This window comes from Streptomyces odonnellii (assembly GCF_000981895.1).
Lineage (GTDB): Bacteria > Actinomycetota > Actinomycetes > Streptomycetales > Streptomycetaceae > Streptomyces > Streptomyces odonnellii.
Window position 1 is genome coordinate 1 of record NZ_LATD01000091.1, and the last position, 20,059, is coordinate 20,059.

Sequence of the window (20,059 nt, forward strand, 5' to 3'; positions counted from 1 at the left end):
GCACAGGTGCGGGTGGTGGGGGGGATGTCGAAGGCGGCGAGGAGCCGCTCGCGGGGTGTGAGGTCGGTGCGGTCGAACACGCCGGACAGGACGGAGGGGTCGAACCGGCGCAGGTACTCGGCGACGAGTTCGTCCTTGCCGGTGAAGTGCTGGTAGGCGGTGCGCTTGGACACCTGGGCCGCGGCGCAGAGCTGGTCCATGCCGGTGCGGTTGATGCCCTGCTCGCGGAAGAGCTGCTGGGACGCGCCGAGGATGCGTTCGCGGGCGCCCCGGCCGCGGCGGCGGCCCGTGGGGCCCTTCTCCAACTCTGTCATGGGCCCATGGTACCCCGCTGGGTAACGACCGGTGTACATAGTTTGCGTCCGGGCCGCCCGCCCTCTACCGTAAGCACACGGCACGGTGTACATAACGCTGTCGCTGCAGGTGCGTACGGCACCACCGACCCCAGGGAGTGACTATGGGAAAGCTCGACGGCAAGGTAGCGGTCATCACCGGCGGCACCGCCGGCATGGCGCTGGCCGGCGCGAAGCTGTTCGTCGACGAGGGAGCGCACGTCTTCATCACCGGCCGCCGCCAGGACGCCCTGGACGAGGCCGTGAAGCAGATCGGCCGCAACGTCACCGGTGTCCGGGGAGACGCCGCCGACCTGGACGACCTGGACCGCCTGTACGACACCGTCAAGCGGGAGAAGGGGAGCCTCGACGTGCTGTGGGCCAGCGCCGGCGGGGGCGAGCCCGCCCCGCTCGGCGAGATCACCGAGGCCCAGTTCGACACCTGGTTCGGGCTCAATGCCCGCGGCACCCTGTTCACCGTCCAGAAGGCCCTCCCGCTCTTCAACGACGGCGGCTCCATCCTCATGACCGGCTCCAACGCCTCCCTCGGCGCGTTCCCCGGCTGGAGCGTCTACGCCGGCAGCAAGGCCGTCCAGCAGGCATGGGCCCGCGTCTGGCTCAACGAGCTCAAGGACCGCCGCATCCGCGTCAACGTCCTGACCCCCGGCCAGGTCGCCACCGCCAAGCAGGAAGAACTCTTCGACGAGGCCACCAAGCGCCAGTTCGAGTCCCTCATTCCCCGCGGCGAGATGGGCCGCCCCGACGAAATCGCCGCTGCCGCCCTCTTCCTCGCCTCCGACGACTCCAGCTACGTCAACGGCATGGAACTCGTCGCCGACGGCGGCACCACCGCCATCTGAACCGGAACAACACACCACCAGGGCAGGACATCTCATGAGCAGCATCAGCATCATCGGCACCGGGAACATGGCCCGCACCATCGGCGCGCGGGCGGTGGCGGGCGGTAACACCGTCGAGGTCATGGGCCGTGATCAGTCCAGGGCCGCCGACCTGGCCAAGGCTCTCGGCGGCGGCACCACGACGGGGGAATGGGGCACCCGCCCGTCCGGGGACATCGTCATCGTGGCCCTGCTGCACGACGGTGTCGTGCCGGCCGTCGCCCAGTACGGAGACGCCCTCGAGGGAAAGGTCATCGTCGACATCAGCAATCCCTTCAATCCCACGTTCGACGGGCTGGCCCACCGCGAGGAGACTTCCATCGCACAGGAAATCGCCAAGGCGGCCCCGGCCGGCGCCAGCGTGGTGAAGGCGTTCAACACCGTCTTCCGCCATGTCCTGGAGAAGGGCCGCCCCGACGTCTTCATCGCAGGCGACAACGCGCGGGCCAAGGCACGTGTGGAGGCGTTCATCGAGAGCCTCGGGCTGCGCCCGCTGGACGTCGGCGGCCTGAAAATGGCGCACTGGCTGGAAGGAGCGGGCGTGGTCACGGTGGGCCTCGCCAACCACGGGGTGGGGAACGTGGACTTCGCCCTCGGCATCACCGAACTTCCCGTCTGAGCAACGGCTGACGGATCACCGAAGCACTCGCCGATGAAGCCCGGTTCCACACTTCCCATGGCCGGGCCCGCTGTTGAGGAAGGTGTTCGAGTGTTGAGGGAGGTGTCCGAAGCCTCAACCCACCGGCACAGGAGCCCTGTTGGTTCCCCGTCCTGTCGCACTCGGCCTCCCGCACACGCTGGTCGAGCGGGTCACCATGCTCATCGTCACCCGTGACGGTGACAGACGCTGCACACTCCCGCCGCACCGGCGCGCACGCGTCGCGCCGGTGTGCCCGCACCGCCACCGCCACGACATCCTCGCCCGGATCGGGGCCGGCTTCGGGGGATCCGTCGGCACCGCCCACGCCTGCGTCACCACCGTCACCGGCATGCTCGCCGGCCGGGCCCCGGGCCTGTTGACGACGCTGCGCGGGCACGGTCCCGGATCCGTTCTTGCGGACGGCACCCTCGCCGCGTGCGACCGCGCCGGCGGCAGCCGCGCGGGTTACTCCGCCGGGCACCGCCGTCACGGCGTGAAGGTCCAGGTTGTCACCGATCCGGTCGGCGAGGTTCTGTGGATCTCGCCCGCGCTGCCGGGACGCACCCACGGCCTGATCACGGCCCGCACCCCGCAAGATCATCCGGATCCGTGAACGCCAGGCCGCCCCCGCCCCCGCGGGGTTTGTGGTTCGGTCCGTGCGGGGGTGATCCGGGGATAGTGTGATTGCCGTGACGGGTGAGGGTGGGGCGTTGGCCGGTGGGATGGCGAACGCGGGGGCGGTCTTCCGCCGGGGTGCGCTGGTCGAGCGCCCGGCGCCGCGCAACGCGCGTGCCCTGCATGCCTATCTCCTCGCCCTGAAGGAGCACGGTTTCGACGCGGCGCCGGTCCCTGTCGGTCTTACCGGGGATGGCCGTGAGCAGTTGACTTTCATCCCAGGTGAGGTGGCTCTGCCGCCGTTCCGGGACTGGGTGATGACGAGGGCTGCCCTCGAATCGGTGGGGAGCCTGCTGCGGCGCCTGCATGAGACCAGCGCGGCTGTCGCGGTCGACTCCCGTGCGGGGTGGTCCCGGGATCTGGCGGACCCGGAGGGGGGAAGGATGCTGTGCCACAACGACGTGTGCCCGGAGAATGTCGTCTTCCGCGGCGGCCGGGCTGCTGCCCTGATCGATTTCGACCTGGCCGCCCCGGGCCGCCCCCTCTGGGATGTGGCCATGACCGCCCGCTACTGGGTGCCCATGCTCGATCCCGGATCCGCGGCCGGCTTCTACCCCTCGGGGCTGGACGCGCCCGCACGGCTGCGGATCCTCGCCGACAGCTACGGTCTCCCGCCGCGGGACCGCGGCGAGTTGCCCGGCGTCATCGAGCAGGCCACGGAGGTCTGCCGGGCCTTTGTAGCCCGTCGCGTGGCCGGCGGTGACCCCGTCTATTGCCAGGCGCTGGCCGAGCGTGGCGGATGGGAACGCTGGGACCGTATGCAGACCTGGCTGGCGGACCACCGCAAGACGTTCACCGCTGCCCTGCTGAGGTGAAGGGACCGGTTCGGGGGCAGACTCACGGGGTCTTCCTGGTGCCGCGTTCGTCCTCGGTTGCTTGGAACCGGTAGGAGCCGGTGCCGGTCGGGATCAGCGTGCGGCGCAAGGTGATCCGGCTGGCGATGGCCGCGCGGAGCCGGGGCTCGTTGAGGACCGAGTTCCACTCGCTGAGCGGGGAGTTCGTAGCGAGTGCCGTAGCCTTGTGTTCCTTCCGCCCAGTGGGGATCTGGAACGGCGTTGTGGTCGGACCGCGATGCCGGAACAGCGACGCCGCCGATCGCATCCGCACCTGGCGCATCTGACCGTCCTGCGCAGGACCGCCCACACCACCTGAAGGCAGGCAGGCTGGCTCCGGGACGTACTGCGGGCCGTGATGGAGGCGGCGCGGAAGAACGACAGCGGCCGGAAGACAAGCGGAAGCCGTGGCCCGTCCGTACGGCACGCTGGGACGGGCGCGAACCGATGGGCTGGGGGCGGCGATCGGCGCGCTGGTCACCGAGCGCGCGAGGGAGCCCCGGGCCGCTGGCGCGACGCTGCGCGAGCGGTGGGCGTCCAACCCCGAACTGGCCGGGCACGTCGCGGCGATCGGGTTGGAACCGGGGTCCGGCCGGCTGACCGTGTGCCCGGAGTCGTCGGCCCTGGGCGACGAGGACCCGGCTGAAGCAGACCCGCCTCATCGAGGCTGCTATCAAGGCGGCCGGCCGTGCGGGGCGTCCGCTTCCTGTGGATCCTCGCGCTCGGCTCCGCGCCTATGCCCGAGCCGGGCGACGATCCGGTGGCCGTGGCCGTCCCCGCCGGTCCGGTGCGCACCCGGGGACCGCCGATGAAAGGCCTTAGCTAGCCCGTGAGGTTGTTAGGACCTGTCTGACAAATGATCACGGGTGACTCGTGTGGGAGGGGGCAGAGGTAGAGTGGTGCCGCTTCAACTGCTCCGTGGCCGCCGGGGTCGCGGACGCTGAAGCTGGTTGAGATGCAAAGGAAACGTGTGGCGGGGCGACAAACAGAGTTGGTGGACTTGCCGGTTTCTTTCGACCGGCCCCTGCGCCTGTTTGCCTACATCATTGGGCACAGCCAGGTCCTGCTCCGTGGCGAGCAGGATATCGAGGCCGGCCTGCCAACCACGGTGGAGATTCTTTTCAAAGATGTCGGCACGCTCTCGGTCCGCGATCACTACCGAGCACTGACCGTACGACTCGCCTTCCCAACGGAGGAGGAGCAGCTTCGGGCTGCGGATCCTCGCCCCTGGTACGACTGGCGCGCGTTCATCCTGGAAACCCAGTCCGGTAACAACGGCCATGTAGTGGCTGGCGCGATGTACTGGGCGGAGAGCTCCTCGCCCGCCGAATACAGCAGCTTCCTGATTCCCGAGTACGATCTGCCGCGGTTTCGACCGGACCGGCCTATGCCGGCTGAACCGGCCACTATCTACAGCACTTTTCCGCGCCGTTGAGGCATGTCAGGCAATTGATCTTGTGGAAGGTCAATGCGTTTTGCAGGGTTGGGGATATCGACTGCTGGACGGAGTGCTCGGCCACCCATCATGCTTTGTGGATGTTCCGACGTGGATGGTGATCGTGGCAGAAGCGACGACCCTGGCAGAACCGGGGCGTGGCGGCCCGGATGAACGAGTTCTATGACGCGCTCACGGGGGCGGGGAGGGCATCTGTCCAGGACGTCGCCCTCAAGTACGGCCGCACGCTCAATCCCTACTACGTGCGTCTCCTGAGCGCGAAGGCAGCCTCGACCACCCCGTACTACGTCGGGCTGTCCTCAGAGATGGAGACCTTCACGCACGTCACCAAGCGGATAGTCCTGGGCGCGGACACGATGCCGTTGTCCGGCCACCGCGTTGGAGCGGTGCACGGACTCGGTGAGCATCGATACACCCAGGCACGACGACCTGCAGCTTCATAGCGTGCGGGGGAAGAGGTCACAAATGATGAGGGTGGGCGCACTACATAGCGTCGGCAGGTGAACAGGTCACCGCCGGGGGAGGCAGGTAGCGATGGATCCCGTCCTCGGGGGTGGGCTGCTGATGCTGTGTGGCTGGGTGTCTCGGCTGCTGCACATTTGGATGGCCAGTCGCACGGAGGTGCGCAGAACCGAGATGGAGCAGCGCGGTCTCAGCGAGCGGATACGTCATCTGCCGCCCGGCAGCCGCTTGTTAGAAAGGCAGGGCCGAGTTGAGGTTGTGACGGGCCCGCAGGTGAAGGAGCGGCAAGAGCCACGGCAAAAGCCTCATGCGCAGCATCGGCGGCCTCGTAGGGAGTCGCGACGGGAAGTGACTCGGCGAGGGACTCGGCTCTGTGGAACTGACCGAGCCGAGCCCACGCGGCCGGGAGCCCGGCGGGCATGTAGCTGTTGCGGTCGGAAAGGTGATCGCGATGCATGGCCAAGCGGACCATCCCGATCAGATCAGGCTCGGCCTGCTCCGCAAGGACCTCCAGGACCGTCGCGATCTCGGACAGCGCAACCGCATCACCGCCAGACAGATCGAGCATGCGGTCCTGACGATCGAGATCGGTGCCGAGCATCACCATGCTCGACACGTCGCCGGCACCGTGGAGCATGCGGAAGTAGCCACGCAGCAGATAGTCCGGCGTCTCCGGCGGCCATCGCCGCGCACGGTAGTGCTGAGCCCATGCCCGCAGGCGGTCGCGATACCCGGCCAGACGGCCAGGCCCGAACATGTCCACCGCGGTGACCTGCAACTGCTCATGGCCGAGCAGGAACACCTCCGGCCCGTCCGGCCGGAAATCGCTGCGGCGCACAGCGAAACTCCGCTGTGAAGTGTCATCTCCGTGTCGGTGATCGCATGCCGCTTCTCTGACATCGTTGGTTCCCCTGCGGTTGTCTTCTGACGTGCTGAAATGCTCTTCGCTTCACTGGCGTCGAGTGGCATCAGGCACTGGCAGGCACTGGCATCGGTGCAGGACGGCTTCGTGGCACTTCCAATAGGCCCCGCTGCGCCTCTATGAGCTAGGTGCGGCATCAGCGGCCGTATCTCTTGGGTGACACGCGTTGCGGCACAGGCGAAGTGCGGCGTTTCACCCCACAGATCCCCAGGATTAACCGACGCCAAGGTCGCTGGGCTTGCTCTTGTTCGGGTGCTTGGCTGTCACTGCCGCCCGGGCCTTTGCCAGCGGGCCGGGCAGACAGATGGTGGGGCCGGTGGCCCACCACGGTCGACCGGAGTCGGGCATCGGATCTTGGAGACCTTGTCCAGGGCTCGCTGAAAGCCGTGCCGCTCGAACGGGCCAAGGACGTCCATTTCGCACCCACATCGATGTCTCCAGCGGAGACGTAAGGCAGGCCCCGCCATAATGGCTCGACTGCATGCGCAGGTGGCGAACTACACTACTGAGTTGGGGGGAGGGGTAGTGGCACACGATCGGCTTCCGAGCGTCAAGAAGCTTGCGGCGGAGATAAACCAGGTACGTACGCAAGGAAAGAACTCCGTCCGCAAGTCCGCGGATTACCTGCACGCCAACGCGGCGCAGCTCGCGAAGTACGGCTCCGCGGAGGATCTGGTAGCAGCAGAAATCGAGGGCGACGGCGCGGCTCGCGCTGGCGTGTTCCACTCAGCTCGATCCGGGCCGAGCTGGCCCGCGAACTGTGGTCGCGACGGGCCTTCCTGGGACCCGAGACCCTGGACCGTCTCCTTTACCTGGCGGTAACTGTCGATCAAGCCGCGGACCCCGTACTCAGGTGCCTGGAGATCGTGCGGGACCGCCAGCTGGCCCGCCCCGGAATGGTGGTCTTCCCGGTGCATTCGTTCGGGTTGCTCGCAGGTGGCCTGCTACGTTTCCGATCCGCCCGATCCTGGATCTTCTCACCGCCCGGTTCGCGGATCGCGCTCTTCCCCCAGACCAACCGGTGGAGCAAAACGCGCGAGAACCTCGACGAGGTGCGCCGCGCCTTTGGTGTCCGCAAGGAACTGCCACTGGAACGGCTGGAACACTGGCGTCGCAGCCGTCCCGTGGCTTGGCTCGAACAAAACCCGATCATGGCGATCTCGGTGTCGACGGCTCCCGGCAGCTACTACGACACGGAACACCTTGTGCTGGGCCGCCTGCGCGCCTCCAGCGCCCTGGCCTGCCTGCTTGCCGCAGTGCAGCCGCACAACGACATGCCCGGCGGATTCCTGTTCAGCTCGGCGCGCACCAACAACTGGGAAACGCTCGACATTCACCACTACCTCAGCCTCTTCGACTCTCCGGCGGACCGCCGTGCCCTCGATGGGAACTGTGTCCCCATCGGCCTGCGCAAGGCCGCACTGGCAGAGATCAGCGAACTCAACATCGAGATCGACCCCAGTTATTGGGCGCGCCGCCGCTCCTTCGCCGACGTCGCCCGGGACGCGGTCGATCAGGTCTACGACGGCTACATGCGGCACGCACGCCTGCGTAGACCCACCACCCGTCCCGATGCGCTGAGTAAGGCGTTCACGAAACTGCATGATTCGCTGGCCTACTTCCGCCGCTCCTTCCATGCCTCGGACCAGAGCTGGTCGCAGATTGTGAGTCTGGCCGTGGCCTTCGAGATGATGCTGACCGACGGCTCCAACGCTGGTGCCATCGCGGCGAAACTCCAGCGTCGCGTCAGACTCCTCCTGCGAGGTCAGCCAGGCGTCCGTGGGTACTCCGAGGCCGTCCACGACCTGTATAAACACCGCAATGGCGTCGTCCATGCGGGGACGGTCGCTACAGGCGTCGACCTTGCGCAGGCGCGGCGCGGCTTTGCGCTGTGCTTCGTTGAGCTGGCGCGCCGTTCCGTATCGCTGACGCCGACGATGGAGGAACCGATGCGTGACCTAATCGGCGACAGCTACGTGAGTCCCAGCAAGCCCTGCTCACACCGCAGCCCGTGAAGAGGACAGGCCTTGTAGCAGCGGTCTGACGTGCGTCCAGGCGCCAGTGGGCTGACGCGCGGCGCCCTGAGACGCTGGATCAAACTTGTACCAGCGCTACCACCGCAAAGCACGAGGAAAGCAGGCCATGACCACGAGTGCCTCACCTGGCAACGACATCGCTCTCGGTCTGATCACACGAGACCTGATGTTCCTGCGACGCTTCATGCAGGACATAATAGACGCCGGGGACCAGGCCGCTGTTCCCATGTTCTGCATGTACAACTACAGCTGTCTCATCGTTCACGAGTCCCACCGGGCGTTGCGGGCGATTGAGCCGGACCTCGCCCAGCTCCTTGCTTATGAAGGCGCCGATGCCATCGAACGCGCACGTCACTCGGTGAAACTCTTCGACGACACGAAAAAGAAACTGTCCGACATCGGAACGGACTTCGAAGGCATCATCAAAGCTCACCGTGCAGAGTTTCTGGGCAATACCTGGCTCCCGTTGGCCCGCCCCCTGGAGACGGACCTCGCCCTGTGGCGCTATCGAGGCCGAGTCATCTCGACCTCGCACGTCGCGAACTTTTTCATGGCCTTCCCGCCCGACCAGATCCGAGACACTTCCAGCCTCAGTCGCGAGCTCCACAACATCGCCTCCGAACTGGCCCGGTACACGGCCGCGGTGACAGGAGAGCTGGCGTGGGCAGGGACGTCATTCATGGACACGATGATGAAGACGGACCTGACCGCCAAAGACGTGCGCGCAAAGAACATCTATCAGAGGTCCTTTGACCCAGCCTTCTCTGAGGAGATCAAAGCAGCTCTGACAGCCTTCACGTGCGCGCTCAACGTGGTGGACGTGGTCCTGGCCGATGACACCAATAGCCAGTCTGCCGCCACCGTCGCGAAGCTGCGCTATATCACGCTGCACCACATCCTCTCGAGTCTGGGCAAACTAGCTGAGCAGTACGGATCACAGCTTCAGCCCTCTGCACGAGAGGCACTGGCGGATATCCTCACCGCGCCGATGAGTTTGAAGATCATACAGGCGCATCGACAATTCCGCAATACGCTCGTCCACTACCGGCCCGAACAGGGAGTGCTAGATCAGCTGACCCTCGATGCCTCCCTTTTCGGTCTGGTGGAGGTCTACTTCGGGGAAGACTTCGCATCCTTCACGACAGAGCTGGCGAGCCATGTGAGTTGCGTAGCACAGCAGATGGAAGGCTGGTCGCGCTGGTGAAGAGCCGACGGCCGCCGCAGGACGCGCTGACCCGGCGGTTCCTCACTCGAATAGGGGAACACCGCTGACTGATCTGGGAGCTGGCACCTCGTCCGGCCGTGCCCCGTCGCCCTGCTGGAAGACGGCCGGCGCTTCGCCCGCCTGCTGCAGCGGCAAGCGGCCAGCACCCGACGGGAGGCTGCCGCGGTCTTCGGGTGCCGTGTGCGCGGCGGGTGGCCGGGCCCCATCCAGAGCGCGGTCAAGGCCGGGCCACGGCCGAGAACGCTAGACCGGGCAGCGCGTCGAGTGCGAATCCGCGAGGCGCTCTTGCCGATCGCCGAGCGGCACGGCATCGAGGCACAGTCTGTCTATGTCGGGCTGCCAGAGGTGTCCTCGGACTGGAGGTCGGCTCTTCAGAGTCGGCTTACCTCCGATACGACAACGAACCATGCTGCTCGAGTGACGAACCGGAGGCGTGAGGGCTTCGCATTTGATTCCCGCGAGGAACTGCGGGTCTACGAAGCGCTCAAGCGTGCCCAGGCGACCCTCCAGGCTGACGCCACCATCTCGATCTTCCCGCTGCCGTTGGGGCGGGTGGGGATTGGCAACACCTGCACACCTGACTTCCTCGTCGTTCGCGAAGGCAGGGCAGGTCTGATCGAAGTCGACGGGCCGCATCACCGTGGACGGCTCGCGGCTGACGGCACCAGAGATCGGCACTGGCGGAACAGCGGATTCGTCCACATCGAACGAATCCTGGTGGAAGAAACTGCCAAAGACTCCGAGTCGGACGCTCTGGTCAGGACATTCCTCAAGCGGTTGCGTACGCATTAGCCGACCCGTCGTATCCGCCTGTGCGCCGTATATCGGTGGGACACGCTCCTCCGACGTGCTTGTACATCCCCGATAGCAGCGTCCCCGCTGACCACGCCCGCAGGGATCTCCTCTTATCGACTCGTCGCCGGCCAAGAGGACCCGTACGGGGCCCTCATCGTGTGCGACCACCACGCCCGCGCCTTTGGCAGAGCGGCCCGTCAGTCGCTGGTGCGCGCAACAAAGGCAGAGCGCCCTTCGCCTGGCCTGCCGCTGCACAGTGACCGCGCTTGTGAGATCTGGCAGCGCAATGACAAGTCGGCGAGGCTCTCGATGAAGTAGCGGTTGGCGAGGACGGAACCCGGCGGATGCACCGTGCGTGCACTCATCCATTCCATCAGCGTGCCGGCAGCACCTCGCGCCAGCCATACCTGGTCCCTCGCAGCGCGTGTTTGGCGCCCTCCGGTCGCCCGCGTCCATACCTGGTCCATATTCTCGAGCACTTCCGTGCGCAGGGTCTGCAGATCCTCGGCGCTGATACGCGCAAGCTTCTCGATTCGCTCCCGGGGCGATGTCGTCTCCTGGCGGGCCATTTGCGAGACGTGGCATGCGGCCGCGTAGTCCCAGACCGCGACGCAGTCCTCGGCGGTATCGCAGTCGAGATGCAGCGCGGCTGTCAGATCATTCATGAACGCAACGTCCGACTCCGGGAGTTGCCGCATCTCCAGACCAACCAGAACACCCAGCAGGCGGGCGTCGACTTCCTCGCGCGGGGAGCGAGCCAGATCGGGCTGACGCCGGAGGTTGCTGCGCATCTGGCGTATGGCCCTGCCGTTCTCGGCCAGCGAGATCTTCGCAGCAGCCTCGGCCGTCTCGTACTCGCTGTCCATCTCGGCAGCCCACAGCGGCGGAACCTGCGCCTGTACGTGTTCTACCTGCTCCTCGTGTCGCACACGGTGCTTGAAGTAGACACGTGCCAGCGCGGTTTTGAGTGCGGTCTCCGGGACCGCGGCTCCGGAGAAGAAGGCGAGCAGGGCCAGGTCGTCGTAGGTGGTTCCAGGGCAGGCGTGCCGGGCCAGAGCGCAGACCAGGTCTCCCGTGCCCTCTGGATAGATCTGTTCGGTTCCCCTGGCTCCCGTGCGGCGCGCATCAGGGCTCGGGATTAAGCCGTGATGGCGCCAGCGTTCCAGCTGGCTGGCGCTGACCGGGTAGCCAGACGCCGCGGCAAGGGCCATGAGCTTGCGGTTTGCTTGGCTGGGTGCAGTTCGTGGCATGGAAGAAACGCTACTCGGGTGGCTGAGACGTTTTCGGACCGCTGCCGCGGGGGTGGGCGGGGGGACTCTTCCTGTCCGCTGATGGCAGTCGATCTTCGTTGCTGGCGCTGCTGCAGAAGACAGGGGCTTTGTCGCTGCGCCAGTCGTTTTTGGCGGCCCCATGAGGAAGGGGGACAGCCGGGGCGGCTTCAGACGCCTGAGCTTGCTGGGTTCGACGAGAACCCAGCGGGGGTAGCCGCGGTACCGCCTGCCTGTGCCACTCGCCTGTGTGGCGGTTGTTCCGGCCGGTCGCGGTGACCTTCCCTGGCGCGATCGTTTAGGCGGATGAGGCGCGTCGGGGGCCGGGGGAGCGGACCTGGGGCAGGTCCTCGCGGCTCTCGTCGTCGGCGAGGGCGGTTTTGGGCAGGCGGCGGTAGCGGTACAGCAGGAGAGCCAGCTGCTCGGGCTGGGTGTCGGCGGCTGCTATCAGGGCAGCCAGCAGTTCGGCGCGCGAGGTGCGTTCACCGGCAGTTGTGGCGGCGCGGACCAGGATGTTCAGGCGCCGGTCGATGTCTTCGGGCCACTGCACCGAGGTCGTGCGGCAGGTGTCGACTTCGGCCTCCAATGCGACGGCGAGCATCCGACGTGCCCCTCGCGGACGATCTCGTCGACCAGGGATCCGTCACGCCTGGAGGCGTCGTCATTCACTACCCGTAAGCACGGGCGCGCCTTCCCGACCGGCGCCCGCAACGCCGACCTACTCGGTGGCCTTCACAGAATCAATCGGGGCAGATACGCCCTCCGCATGCCCTCCCGGGGCTGATCCACAGGTACTGAGCATTGCTCTATCAATGTCAGTCCCTGCTTCTACGCTGTAGATAGGACAGTACGCGGGGAAGCGGTATGGCGAACAAGGTGGCAGTCATGCAGGAGCTGTGGCCGCAGGTTTTGGAAGTAGTCATAAAACGGCGGCGGTTCGCCTGGATTCTGCTCAGCCAGAACGCAAGGGTACTCGCCTACGACGGGACCACGCTGACACTGACCTGGATCAACCAGGGCTCGTTGGACAACTTCGTCAACTCGGGATCTGCCAGTGTCCTTGAGGAGACACTCAAGGAGCTCCTCGGCCAGCCGGCCGCCGTCGAGTCGGTCGTGGAGAAGAAACCCCCTGCCCTCGTGCGCCACACACCGGAATGCCCTGCGCCGCAGGTGCACGTGTCCGTAGCCGTCACGGCTCCCGACCCGCCATCTCAGCTGACTGAGCCAGCAACGACCACCTTGCACCGCGTTCTGGGCCAGACGGCGTTCCTGATGCATGAGCAGGGCAACAGCCGGGCTGCTGCCCTGCTAGCGGATGTAGAGGACGTGGAACTGGTCCCCGGCAACCGGTTCGGGGACTGGGAGGACGCTGTCCTCATCGTGCCGCCCTATCTCGTTCCCCGGTTCACCGAGGATGTCATCGCAGCGATCCAGCCGGTGTTCGACCACGTGGCCGGGCGACACGGGGTGGAGATTGGCAGCGTCACTGCCGCGCCTGCGCTCCCCGAAATCGGTGACCGCTGGCGGCAGATACTGCAGGAGGAACTGGCGAGGGGAGCGACATCCAACCAGGCGTCGAGGACCCGTGCGAGAGAAGCTGTCCCTACGCTCAGCAGGGAAGGTTTCGTCTTCGACTCCCGCGAGGAAGTACTCGTCTACGAGGCGCTGAAGAGGGTGCAGGCTGCGCTGCCCCAAGATTCCACCATCTCTATCTTCCCGCTGCCGATGGGGCGCGTTGGTGTCGGCAATGCCTGGACGCCGGACTTCCTCGTCACCATCGCGGGCCGCGTGGGGATCATCGAGGTCGACGGGCCTCATCATCAGAAGCGCTTCGGCGCGGACACCACGCGCGACCGGCACTGGCGCAACAGCGGGATCGTCCACATCGAACGAATCCTTGTCGAGGAGACCAGTGCCGACTCCGACCTTGACGCGCTCGTCCGGCAGTTCCTTACACGGCTGCGTGAGTACCGCTAACGCATCGGCCAACTTCGATCAGGCCCGGGCACCCCTTGGCCCCATGCATGTCCGGGGCTGGGAGGATGCACTTGTTCAAGCGGCTTGGGGTGGCCGCACCAGCCAGTTGGGGGCATCGTGGGAATCGAGCGCGAGAAGTCGGAAGAACAGTGCCAGCACTGTGGCGAGCCCATCACCTTCGTCAACGACCGTTGGGCACATGGCCGTCACGGCTTCGGAGGCTGGGGATCCGTGGGCTGCAGCGCCTACAGCTTTACGGCACACGGCGAGTGGACAGCCGCCTGACCCAAGTCCGAGAAGGCTCAGCCATGTACTCGCGGACAGCGGATGGGTCGTGAGGAGTTCCCTGCGTGGCCAGTGCTGCAGCGTTAGCGGCGCGAATACCGGTGCTGGGTAGCACTGCGTCCACCTTGCTCTGCATCAGGTCGATGATGTCGACCGGAAGCGGCGTTCCTGAGGGCCACATGTCGCTGCCACGATTGCGTCGGGCAGCAGGAACAGCAGCTGACGGTGTCCGGGCGCCTCGACGCCCTGGGCACGGTCCACGACCGTGCGTACGCGCCGGTGAACCGCTCCTCGAGAGGCCGTCTCATTGGAGTTGGTGGCGTGCTCGGTGGGTGGGTGGCTTTGGCTGGGGGAAGTTGCGGAGGCGGCGCCAAGCATTGTGGATGTGGGCGCGATCGCTCCGCCTGACGCGGCAGACGACGAGGAATGTATCCAGTTGTTCCCCAGTCGCGGGCAGCCTGCGGCGGTTGCACCGCGGCCATGAATGAGCTTGGCGGAGGGCGCGTGGAGACGGCGGCCACGGGCGGTGGTCCGGCCGCGGTTTCGCAGTTTGTGCGCGTCGTGGCGAGCGTGGTCGGGAGCCCGGCACGCGTCGAGGACAGCGCGGGACGGCTGCGGCCGAGGCGAGGGCGCGCTGGCTGAGCCGTGCTTTCTTGCGTAGCGCGGTCAGGTGCGCAGCGAGGCCGGCGTATGGCGAGCGTGTGGTGCCATTGGTGCGGGGCATGGTGGTTGCCTACCTGCCTACGCCGGAGCGCACGGCGGCCTCGGCCAGGACGGCGATCAGGCGGCGGCTGCCGCCAGCGAGTGCGAGGGTGCCTGCGCCGATCGCACCGCAGCCGCCGAGCAGGGCGAGGATGTCGCCGATCGGTGTTCCCTCGCGAAACAGCAGGGCGCCGAGCAATAGGAACGCGATCAGCAGGGTCAGGGCGTGAGTGGGTCCCCAGCGTCCCTGGGAGACCTGGGTGGCGGGCGGGAGGGAGGAGGGCAGGTGGTTCACGGCATGACTCCGTCGGGCAAGGGGGCCCGGCGTAACGGCCGGGTCCCAGGGGCTGAGTGGTCGCAAACACGCGCAGTCCTGCGGCAGTTGGCCCTGCCTTCAGGCGGGGCTGCACGATGCGTACAGCCTTCCATGCCAGGCCCGCTGCCCGCCCGCCACCCGATACCTCTATGCCCTGTTTGTCGATTAGCGGCCCAGCGAACGTTCCCCTGCCGACTACGCAGTTCCTGCCGGCACCACAAAGCCCCCGGGTTGTGCCGTCCACCGGTCGCGCCGCGATGCGCACGGCCGGGGCGTCAACAAGCTGGGGTAGTCTGCCCACCGACTGTGGCCGACAGAGGTCCGCGCGGCCCAGCATTCGTTCCCGCTCGCTTGCGGCCCAGGCCCGATTGGTGGACGCTTCGCAGCGACGACGACACCCACCGCCTCGGCGGCCGGTGTCCCCTGAAGGCGACTGGTCGCAAGCCCGAACCTCAGGAACGGCAGGCGCGTTGGCCCGTGCCTGCCGTGCGCCCGGCCGACACCCTCTGGTGCCGGCCTTCGGTGTATCCGGACCCGCCCATCGTGCCGCGCTTCGCAGTCGGTCTCTTCAGTCGAAGAGGCTCTCCTGCACGGCAGGCGCATTGCGGGGGCGGGGGAGTGAGCGCCGCATCGCTTCCGCGGGCGCAGGCGCACCGGCGGAGCCGTCGGTCAATGCGTGCTGGCATGCTGCCCGTAGTTCAGGCAACGTGAGTCGGCATCCCAGAAGGTCCAGGAATTCCTGCACGCTCCAGTCGATGAGCGCGCCTTGCCGTGACAGGTACAGCCCTACATCCGTGACAGCGCAGGCGTCGCTGTAGTCGAGCAGGAGATAGCCGGCGAGCTGGTAGATCTCGGCCCGGCTCATCCGCTCCGGCCGGATGGTCGCTTTGCAGTCGATCAGCTGTCCGTCCAGGATGAAATCGGCGTCCGCTCCGCCGACATCGCGACTGCCGTCGAACACCGGGCCGCCGATCCGCGCAGCGGCGGGCAGCTTGATTAGGTGGTCAAAGGGGCCCGGCGCGCCGGCCAGCCGCATCTGGCTGCGGACATCGGTCACCACGTAGTCGGGTACCGCGGCGGCAATGTCGTCGAGGGAGTCCCCGGGCCGGGTTGAACCGAGATTGTTGCCGCGTACCCACCCCGCCCGGCGGAAGATGGCTTCGAAACTGGATGCGACGTGGCACAGACGCACGAGACGGTCCTCGGATGCGTCATCGAGAGTGAGCGGTTGACCATCAGCGTTCTCGTACCGGGACAGTTCCTCCAGCAGCACCTGCCCCGCTGCCTGCACGGTGCCGATGACTTCCATGCTGGGCCACCCGTCGTCGTCGAGCACGGCACGCACCACACCCTCCCGGATCGGCTGACCGATGGGCACGCCGAGGCTGATACGGAGCCGGTGGTCGATGGTGTGCCCCAGCATTCGATAGTCCGCGCGTCGGCCCGCTTCAGGTGCGGGCTTGACCGGAGGTGAGTACTGGGCCAGGCGATCGCGGTAGTCGGACAACAACAGATCAGGGGAGGGAAGGTGCTCCGCCAGGAAGCGCGAGATGGCGGAGGCCGGGTCCTTCAGGCACGAAGTGAGACTCATGCGAGTCATCGTTGCGGCCACCTCTGACAACGGGTCAGGAGCGAATCGTTTCCTCTCTTCCTGAAGGGAATGAAACCGGCCAGGCGGAAGGAAGTGATGTGTGCCGCGTGCAGCTCAAGAGACCCGTGGTTCTCCAATGCGTGAGTGAAAGGAGAGCGGGCCCAGGCACAGTTACAAGCCATTGATTTCTCGGCGCACGGCTGGACCGGGATCAGGTCTCTTGGCCACTACGCAGTTACGCATCCGCACGAGGTGGCACGTCGACGACGCGCATCTCCTGGCAGGTTGATTACGGCCAAAGCAGAGTGCGTTTCCGCCATATGTGGTGACAGGTGATCAGGTTACCTTCTGGTAGTCGCATGTGTTGTCAGTGGTGGGCACTATGGTGGCGGCCCTTTTGGCTCGCTAGTGGGCTTGGTGCCCATCCCTGTCGCCGCGCGAACGGCGAATGATCGGCCTGGCGCCACTTCCTGAACCGTGTGGCAGCCCTCCTGTGCACGGCCGCAGAACATCTGCCAAAGCCGCTCCCGCCTCGGCTTTTGAGTCGACCGCGGCAGCAGTTGCGGGCTATGCGCCGCACAGCTCTGCCTCAACGCTGTAACCGCGTTGTTCCTTCGGTGCCCCTAAAGCGAATCCTTTGATGGTTCAGAACTCAACAATATCGAGGCAAGTGACTACGCGCGTTGCACGGCCGCCCGCGCAACGTCCGCATAACAGTTAGCGAACCGACGGTTGGCATATCGTCCTGCCAGCCGGTGTGAAACAACACGCCACCGGCAACGGCCCACGCCACTTGCTCCCTGTGCCTCCCGCCTCTGCCCCTGGCGTCACACAGCGGTCCGGCCACGCGCTGTGCCGTGCCAATTCCGCACAGCGAACGACACGCAGGAGCACGCGATGGGATTCGGAGAACTGGGCGCCAAGGGCCTCGAAGGAGGACGAGCCCTTGCCAAGTCCTTGGACAGGCAAGTCTTCGATGACGTCGCCTGGACCCGTAGCGACCAGGAAAGCCTGGAGCAAGCGGTGAAATACCTGTCCGCGAAGAAGGGCGCAGCAGCAGCTCTTCAGGCCCACCACATCACAGGGGATCCGTCCGCTCTCACCCGGTGCCTGTCGACGGACCACATGCCGGACCTGGACGTGCAACAACGCGTGCAGCTTGCCTTCCGGGGCCTACGCCGCCGCAACATCGCCCCGTGGCTGACCCGTCACCTCAACGCCGGCGGAGGGACCCGCATCGAGATCCATCCCGTCCACCAGGAGGGCGTCGAAGCCCGCCATCGGCGCCCACTGCGGGTGAGGAAGAAGAACATCTACCGCTGGGGCCCGATCGTGCAGGCCTGGGCCGGCCAGAACTTCCTCGAACTGGAATACCAGTGGGAGTGGCAGATCAGCGACCTGGACTCCGACTACCGCAGCTACGCATATGTCTCGCACATCGGCCTCCTCGGCTGACGTGCTGCTCCTCTGGCCTTCTCAACCCTACCGGCAGACCGCATCATCACGAAGGGAGTGTTGTCACAATGCGCCGGGCCTCTAGCGGCACCCTCGCGGACGAACCCGCCCTGGTTCCTTCTTCCCGCGGAAAGCGGGCGCTGCTGACCGCCGGGATCCGCTCACTGGTTGTGCTGCGCGAACGCGGTGAATTGACCAGCGCCGAGGTGAAGACCGTCGCGCGTACGGTCGGCGTCCATGAGCGCACCGTCTGGCGACGCCTGGAAAAGGCCCGGGCCGTTGGCACCGCAGACCTTGCGCCCCGCAGCCGGTACACCGTCACCGACGAGGTCCGCATCAAGCTTGCCTTCTACCGCGGCAACGTCAAACCTGTCCACCAGGCGATGCTTGAGGAGGCCGACGACCCGAAGCAGGTGCCCAGCCTGTCCACGCTGCACCGGGCGGTGAAACTCGACCTCGCCCCCGGCGACCTGGCAGGCCTGCGATCCGGCATCCCCGCCTCCCGAGCCCGTGACCCTCACTTGAAGCGCCCGCCAACCTGCCGGAACGAAGAATGGGAAGGTGACCACAAACAGGCGCCCGTGTTGGTGTGGGCCGACGGCAGACTCGTCAAGCCCTGGATCACCTGGTTCTGCGACTGTCACACCGGCGTGATCATGGGCTGGGCCGTCACCCCGCACTTCCCGCACCGCGGATCGATCCTGGCCGCCCTGCGCTCCTGCATCCTCACCGGCGACATCCACGGTCCGGCCGGCGGACTGCCCCGCCGTATCCGTATCGACCGTGGCAAGGACTTCCTCTCCCGAGCTGTTACCCAGGCCATGGGAAGCTTCGGCGTCCACGTCGAAGTCCTGCCGCCCTACACCCCGCACCTCAAGGGAAGCATCGAGAACCTCAACCGTGCGGCGACCAGCATGTTCTTCTCCACCCTGCCCCGCTACACCAAGGCCCAGAAACTGGACACGAAGCGCCGGGCTGGAGAGAAGGACCCGGCGCTGACGTTCGAGAACTTCGTCGACCTCTTTGCCCAGTGGGTCCGCACCCGCAACACCGAGCACCGCATGGCCGGTCGCGGCAACCTGACGCCAATGGACAGCTGGAACAGCGACACCACCCCCTTGAGAGAGCCACCGCTGAAGGACCTGCACGTCTTCCTGATGGAAGGCGAACGCTCCACCCGCGTCATCCACGGGCACGGGATCCGCTGGCAGGGCCGTGACTACATCGGCGCATGGATGACCGGCCGCACCGGCACCCAGGTCACCGTGCGCTACCAACCCCACCACCCCCGTGCCATCGAGGTCTTCCATGCCCAGACGCACCGGCACCTAGGCACCGCCCACCTGGCCGACGAGGCCAGCGAAGAGGAAATCCGCGCCGTCTACCAGGCCCGCGACGACCGTGTCCGACGCATCCGCCGCGACCTGGCCGAGGCACAGCGCCGTCGCCGGCGCCGCTTCCAGCCCGCCACCCAGCCGGGCCCAGCCCGTATCGCCGGAACGATGACGCGCAAACAAGCCACGGCAGAACTGGCCACGACCCGCACCACACGGGCCAAAGACGACGGCGTCCCCGCCGACTACATGCCCCGTCGCGTGATCCCCGGCGCCCGCTGGGCGATCCCGGCCCCGCCGGCCAGCACCCCCGAGGACACCACATGACCCCACCTCCAGGAGTGCACCGGCGGGTCGGGCCAGGGCAGATCCGCTGGCAGGGCCGCATCTACAGCGGGGCCCTCACCCAAGCCCACGCCGGAACCCGGGTCACTGTTCACACCTCACCGCAACACGGGCAGATCGAGCTGACCAACCCCGCCACCGGCCATGACCTCGGCACAGCACACACTCCGCGCCCCACGCCGACTATCCCGCCACACCCCGAACCAACAACCGCCCCTGAACCACCCCTTCATCCCACAACCCAAGGAGCAGAACCCACGACCACCACCACCGAAACCACCACCGAAACCAGCGACGACCCCGACTTCTACCTCGACCTGCCCGACGCCCGCATCGTGGCCACCGAAGCCCTGCTGGAAGCAGGCGAGAACATCGCCGACACCATCGACGCCCGCGCTATGTCCTGCATCTACGGGGACGCCGGGCTCGGAAAAACCTTCTCCGTCCTCGCCGCACTTAAGGAAGTCGCCCCCGACCTCGTCCTGCTCCTGCAGTTCCGCCTGTCTCTTAT

General features: G+C 66.6%; 18 protein-coding genes and 2 pseudogenes. 13 read left to right on the forward strand and 7 right to left on the reverse strand.

Annotated elements, in window-relative coordinates; translation table 11 throughout:
- A partial coding sequence (locus tag WH07_RS10390; protein WP_046498444.1) for a TetR/AcrR family transcriptional regulator occupies positions 1-314 on the reverse strand: 314 nt, incomplete at its 3' end.
- 143 nt (positions 315-457) lie between these two features.
- On the opposite strand from WH07_RS10390, the gene WH07_RS10395 reads away from it, so the two are divergent.
- The 4 genes and pseudogenes from WH07_RS10395 to WH07_RS10410 all read left to right on the forward strand — a co-directional run bounded on the left by WH07_RS10395 (position 458) and on the right by WH07_RS10410 (position 3,361).
- Positions 458-1,192, forward strand: a complete 735-nt coding sequence (locus WH07_RS10395) for an SDR family NAD(P)-dependent oxidoreductase (RefSeq protein ID WP_046498407.1) — start codon at positions 458-460, stop codon at positions 1,190-1,192.
- 34 nt (positions 1,193-1,226) lie between these two features.
- Positions 1,227-1,850, forward strand: a complete 624-nt coding sequence (locus WH07_RS10400) for an NADPH-dependent F420 reductase (RefSeq protein ID WP_046498410.1) — start codon at positions 1,227-1,229, stop codon at positions 1,848-1,850.
- Between the two features lie 139 nt (positions 1,851-1,989).
- A pseudogene (locus tag WH07_RS10405) lies at positions 1,990-2,509 on the forward strand (transposase family protein); the annotation flags it as partial.
- 84 nt (positions 2,510-2,593) lie between these two features.
- A complete protein-coding gene (locus WH07_RS10410) occupies positions 2,594-3,361 on the forward strand; it encodes an aminoglycoside phosphotransferase family protein (RefSeq protein ID WP_079023122.1) in 768 nt (255 codons plus the stop codon).
- A gap of 22 nt (positions 3,362-3,383) precedes the next feature.
- Here WH07_RS10410 and WH07_RS39670 read toward each other — a convergent pair whose 3' ends face one another.
- Positions 3,384-3,662: an ATP-binding protein gene (locus tag WH07_RS39670; RefSeq protein ID WP_046498414.1), complete on the reverse strand. Its 279-nt coding sequence runs from the start codon at positions 3,660-3,662 to the stop codon at positions 3,384-3,386.
- A 687-nt stretch (positions 3,663-4,349) separates the two neighbouring features.
- On the opposite strand from WH07_RS39670, the gene WH07_RS10420 reads away from it, so the two are divergent.
- Positions 4,350-4,814: a hypothetical protein gene (locus tag WH07_RS10420; RefSeq protein ID WP_046498417.1), complete on the forward strand. Its 465-nt coding sequence runs from the start codon at positions 4,350-4,352 to the stop codon at positions 4,812-4,814.
- 170 nt (positions 4,815-4,984) lie between these two features.
- A complete protein-coding gene (locus WH07_RS10425; RefSeq protein WP_157877318.1) occupies positions 4,985-5,278 on the forward strand; it encodes a hypothetical protein in 294 nt (97 codons plus the stop codon).
- A gap of 209 nt (positions 5,279-5,487) precedes the next feature.
- Here the strand turns inward: WH07_RS10425 and WH07_RS10430 are convergent, their stop codons facing one another.
- Entirely contained in the window at positions 5,488-6,135 is a 648-nt protein-coding gene (locus WH07_RS10430) for a hypothetical protein (RefSeq protein ID WP_046498422.1), read from the reverse strand.
- A 950-nt stretch (positions 6,136-7,085) separates the two neighbouring features.
- On the opposite strand from WH07_RS10430, the gene WH07_RS10435 reads away from it, so the two are divergent.
- The 3 genes from WH07_RS10435 to WH07_RS10445 all read left to right on the forward strand — a co-directional run bounded on the left by WH07_RS10435 (position 7,086) and on the right by WH07_RS10445 (position 10,272).
- Positions 7,086-8,234, forward strand: a complete 1,149-nt coding sequence (locus WH07_RS10435; protein ID WP_157877319.1) for a HEPN domain-containing protein — start codon at positions 7,086-7,088, stop codon at positions 8,232-8,234.
- A gap of 127 nt (positions 8,235-8,361) precedes the next feature.
- Entirely contained in the window at positions 8,362-9,459 is a 1,098-nt protein-coding gene (locus tag WH07_RS10440; RefSeq protein ID WP_046498430.1) for a hypothetical protein, read from the forward strand.
- A 285-nt stretch (positions 9,460-9,744) separates the two neighbouring features.
- Complete coding sequence (locus tag WH07_RS10445; protein WP_157877320.1) at positions 9,745-10,272, forward strand: hypothetical protein; 528 nt, start codon at positions 9,745-9,747, stop codon at positions 10,270-10,272.
- 200 nt (positions 10,273-10,472) lie between these two features.
- On the opposite strand, the gene WH07_RS10450 is transcribed toward WH07_RS10445, so the two are convergent.
- Both WH07_RS10450 and WH07_RS10455 read right to left on the reverse strand, forming a co-directional pair.
- On the reverse strand, positions 10,473-11,525 hold the full coding sequence (locus WH07_RS10450) for a hypothetical protein (RefSeq protein WP_157877321.1): 1,053 nt from the start codon (positions 11,523-11,525) through the stop codon (positions 10,473-10,475).
- Between the two features lie 316 nt (positions 11,526-11,841).
- Positions 11,842-12,144 (reverse strand): hypothetical protein, encoded by a 303-nt coding sequence (locus WH07_RS10455; protein ID WP_046498436.1) that lies wholly within the window; start codon positions 12,142-12,144, stop codon positions 11,842-11,844.
- Between the two features lie 263 nt (positions 12,145-12,407).
- On the opposite strand from WH07_RS10455, the gene WH07_RS36165 reads away from it, so the two are divergent.
- Complete coding sequence (locus WH07_RS36165) at positions 12,408-13,520, forward strand: hypothetical protein (protein ID WP_052744320.1); 1,113 nt, start codon at positions 12,408-12,410, stop codon at positions 13,518-13,520.
- A gap of 1,018 nt (positions 13,521-14,538) precedes the next feature.
- Here the strand turns inward: WH07_RS36165 and WH07_RS10465 are convergent.
- Both WH07_RS10465 and WH07_RS10470 read right to left on the reverse strand, forming a co-directional pair.
- Positions 14,539-14,802: a hypothetical protein gene (locus tag WH07_RS10465; RefSeq protein ID WP_046498439.1), complete on the reverse strand. Its 264-nt coding sequence runs from the start codon at positions 14,800-14,802 to the stop codon at positions 14,539-14,541.
- A gap of 589 nt (positions 14,803-15,391) precedes the next feature.
- Complete coding sequence (locus tag WH07_RS10470) at positions 15,392-16,414, reverse strand: hypothetical protein (RefSeq protein WP_157877322.1); 1,023 nt, start codon at positions 16,412-16,414, stop codon at positions 15,392-15,394.
- An 897-nt stretch (positions 16,415-17,311) separates the two neighbouring features.
- Between WH07_RS10470 and WH07_RS10475 the strand changes: the two genes are divergently transcribed.
- The 3 genes and pseudogenes from WH07_RS10475 to WH07_RS39675 form a co-directional block, all read left to right on the forward strand.
- Positions 17,312-17,869, forward strand: a complete 558-nt coding sequence (locus WH07_RS10475) for a hypothetical protein (RefSeq protein WP_046498441.1) — start codon at positions 17,312-17,314, stop codon at positions 17,867-17,869.
- Positions 17,870-18,039: 170 nt separating this feature from the next.
- Positions 18,040-19,530 (forward strand): Mu transposase C-terminal domain-containing protein, encoded by a 1,491-nt coding sequence (locus WH07_RS10480; RefSeq protein ID WP_198533775.1) that lies wholly within the window; start codon positions 18,040-18,042, stop codon positions 19,528-19,530.
- Positions 19,527-20,059, forward strand: a pseudogene (locus WH07_RS39675) (hypothetical protein); the annotation flags it as partial. The gene WH07_RS10480 and the pseudogene WH07_RS39675, both read left to right, overlap by 4 nt.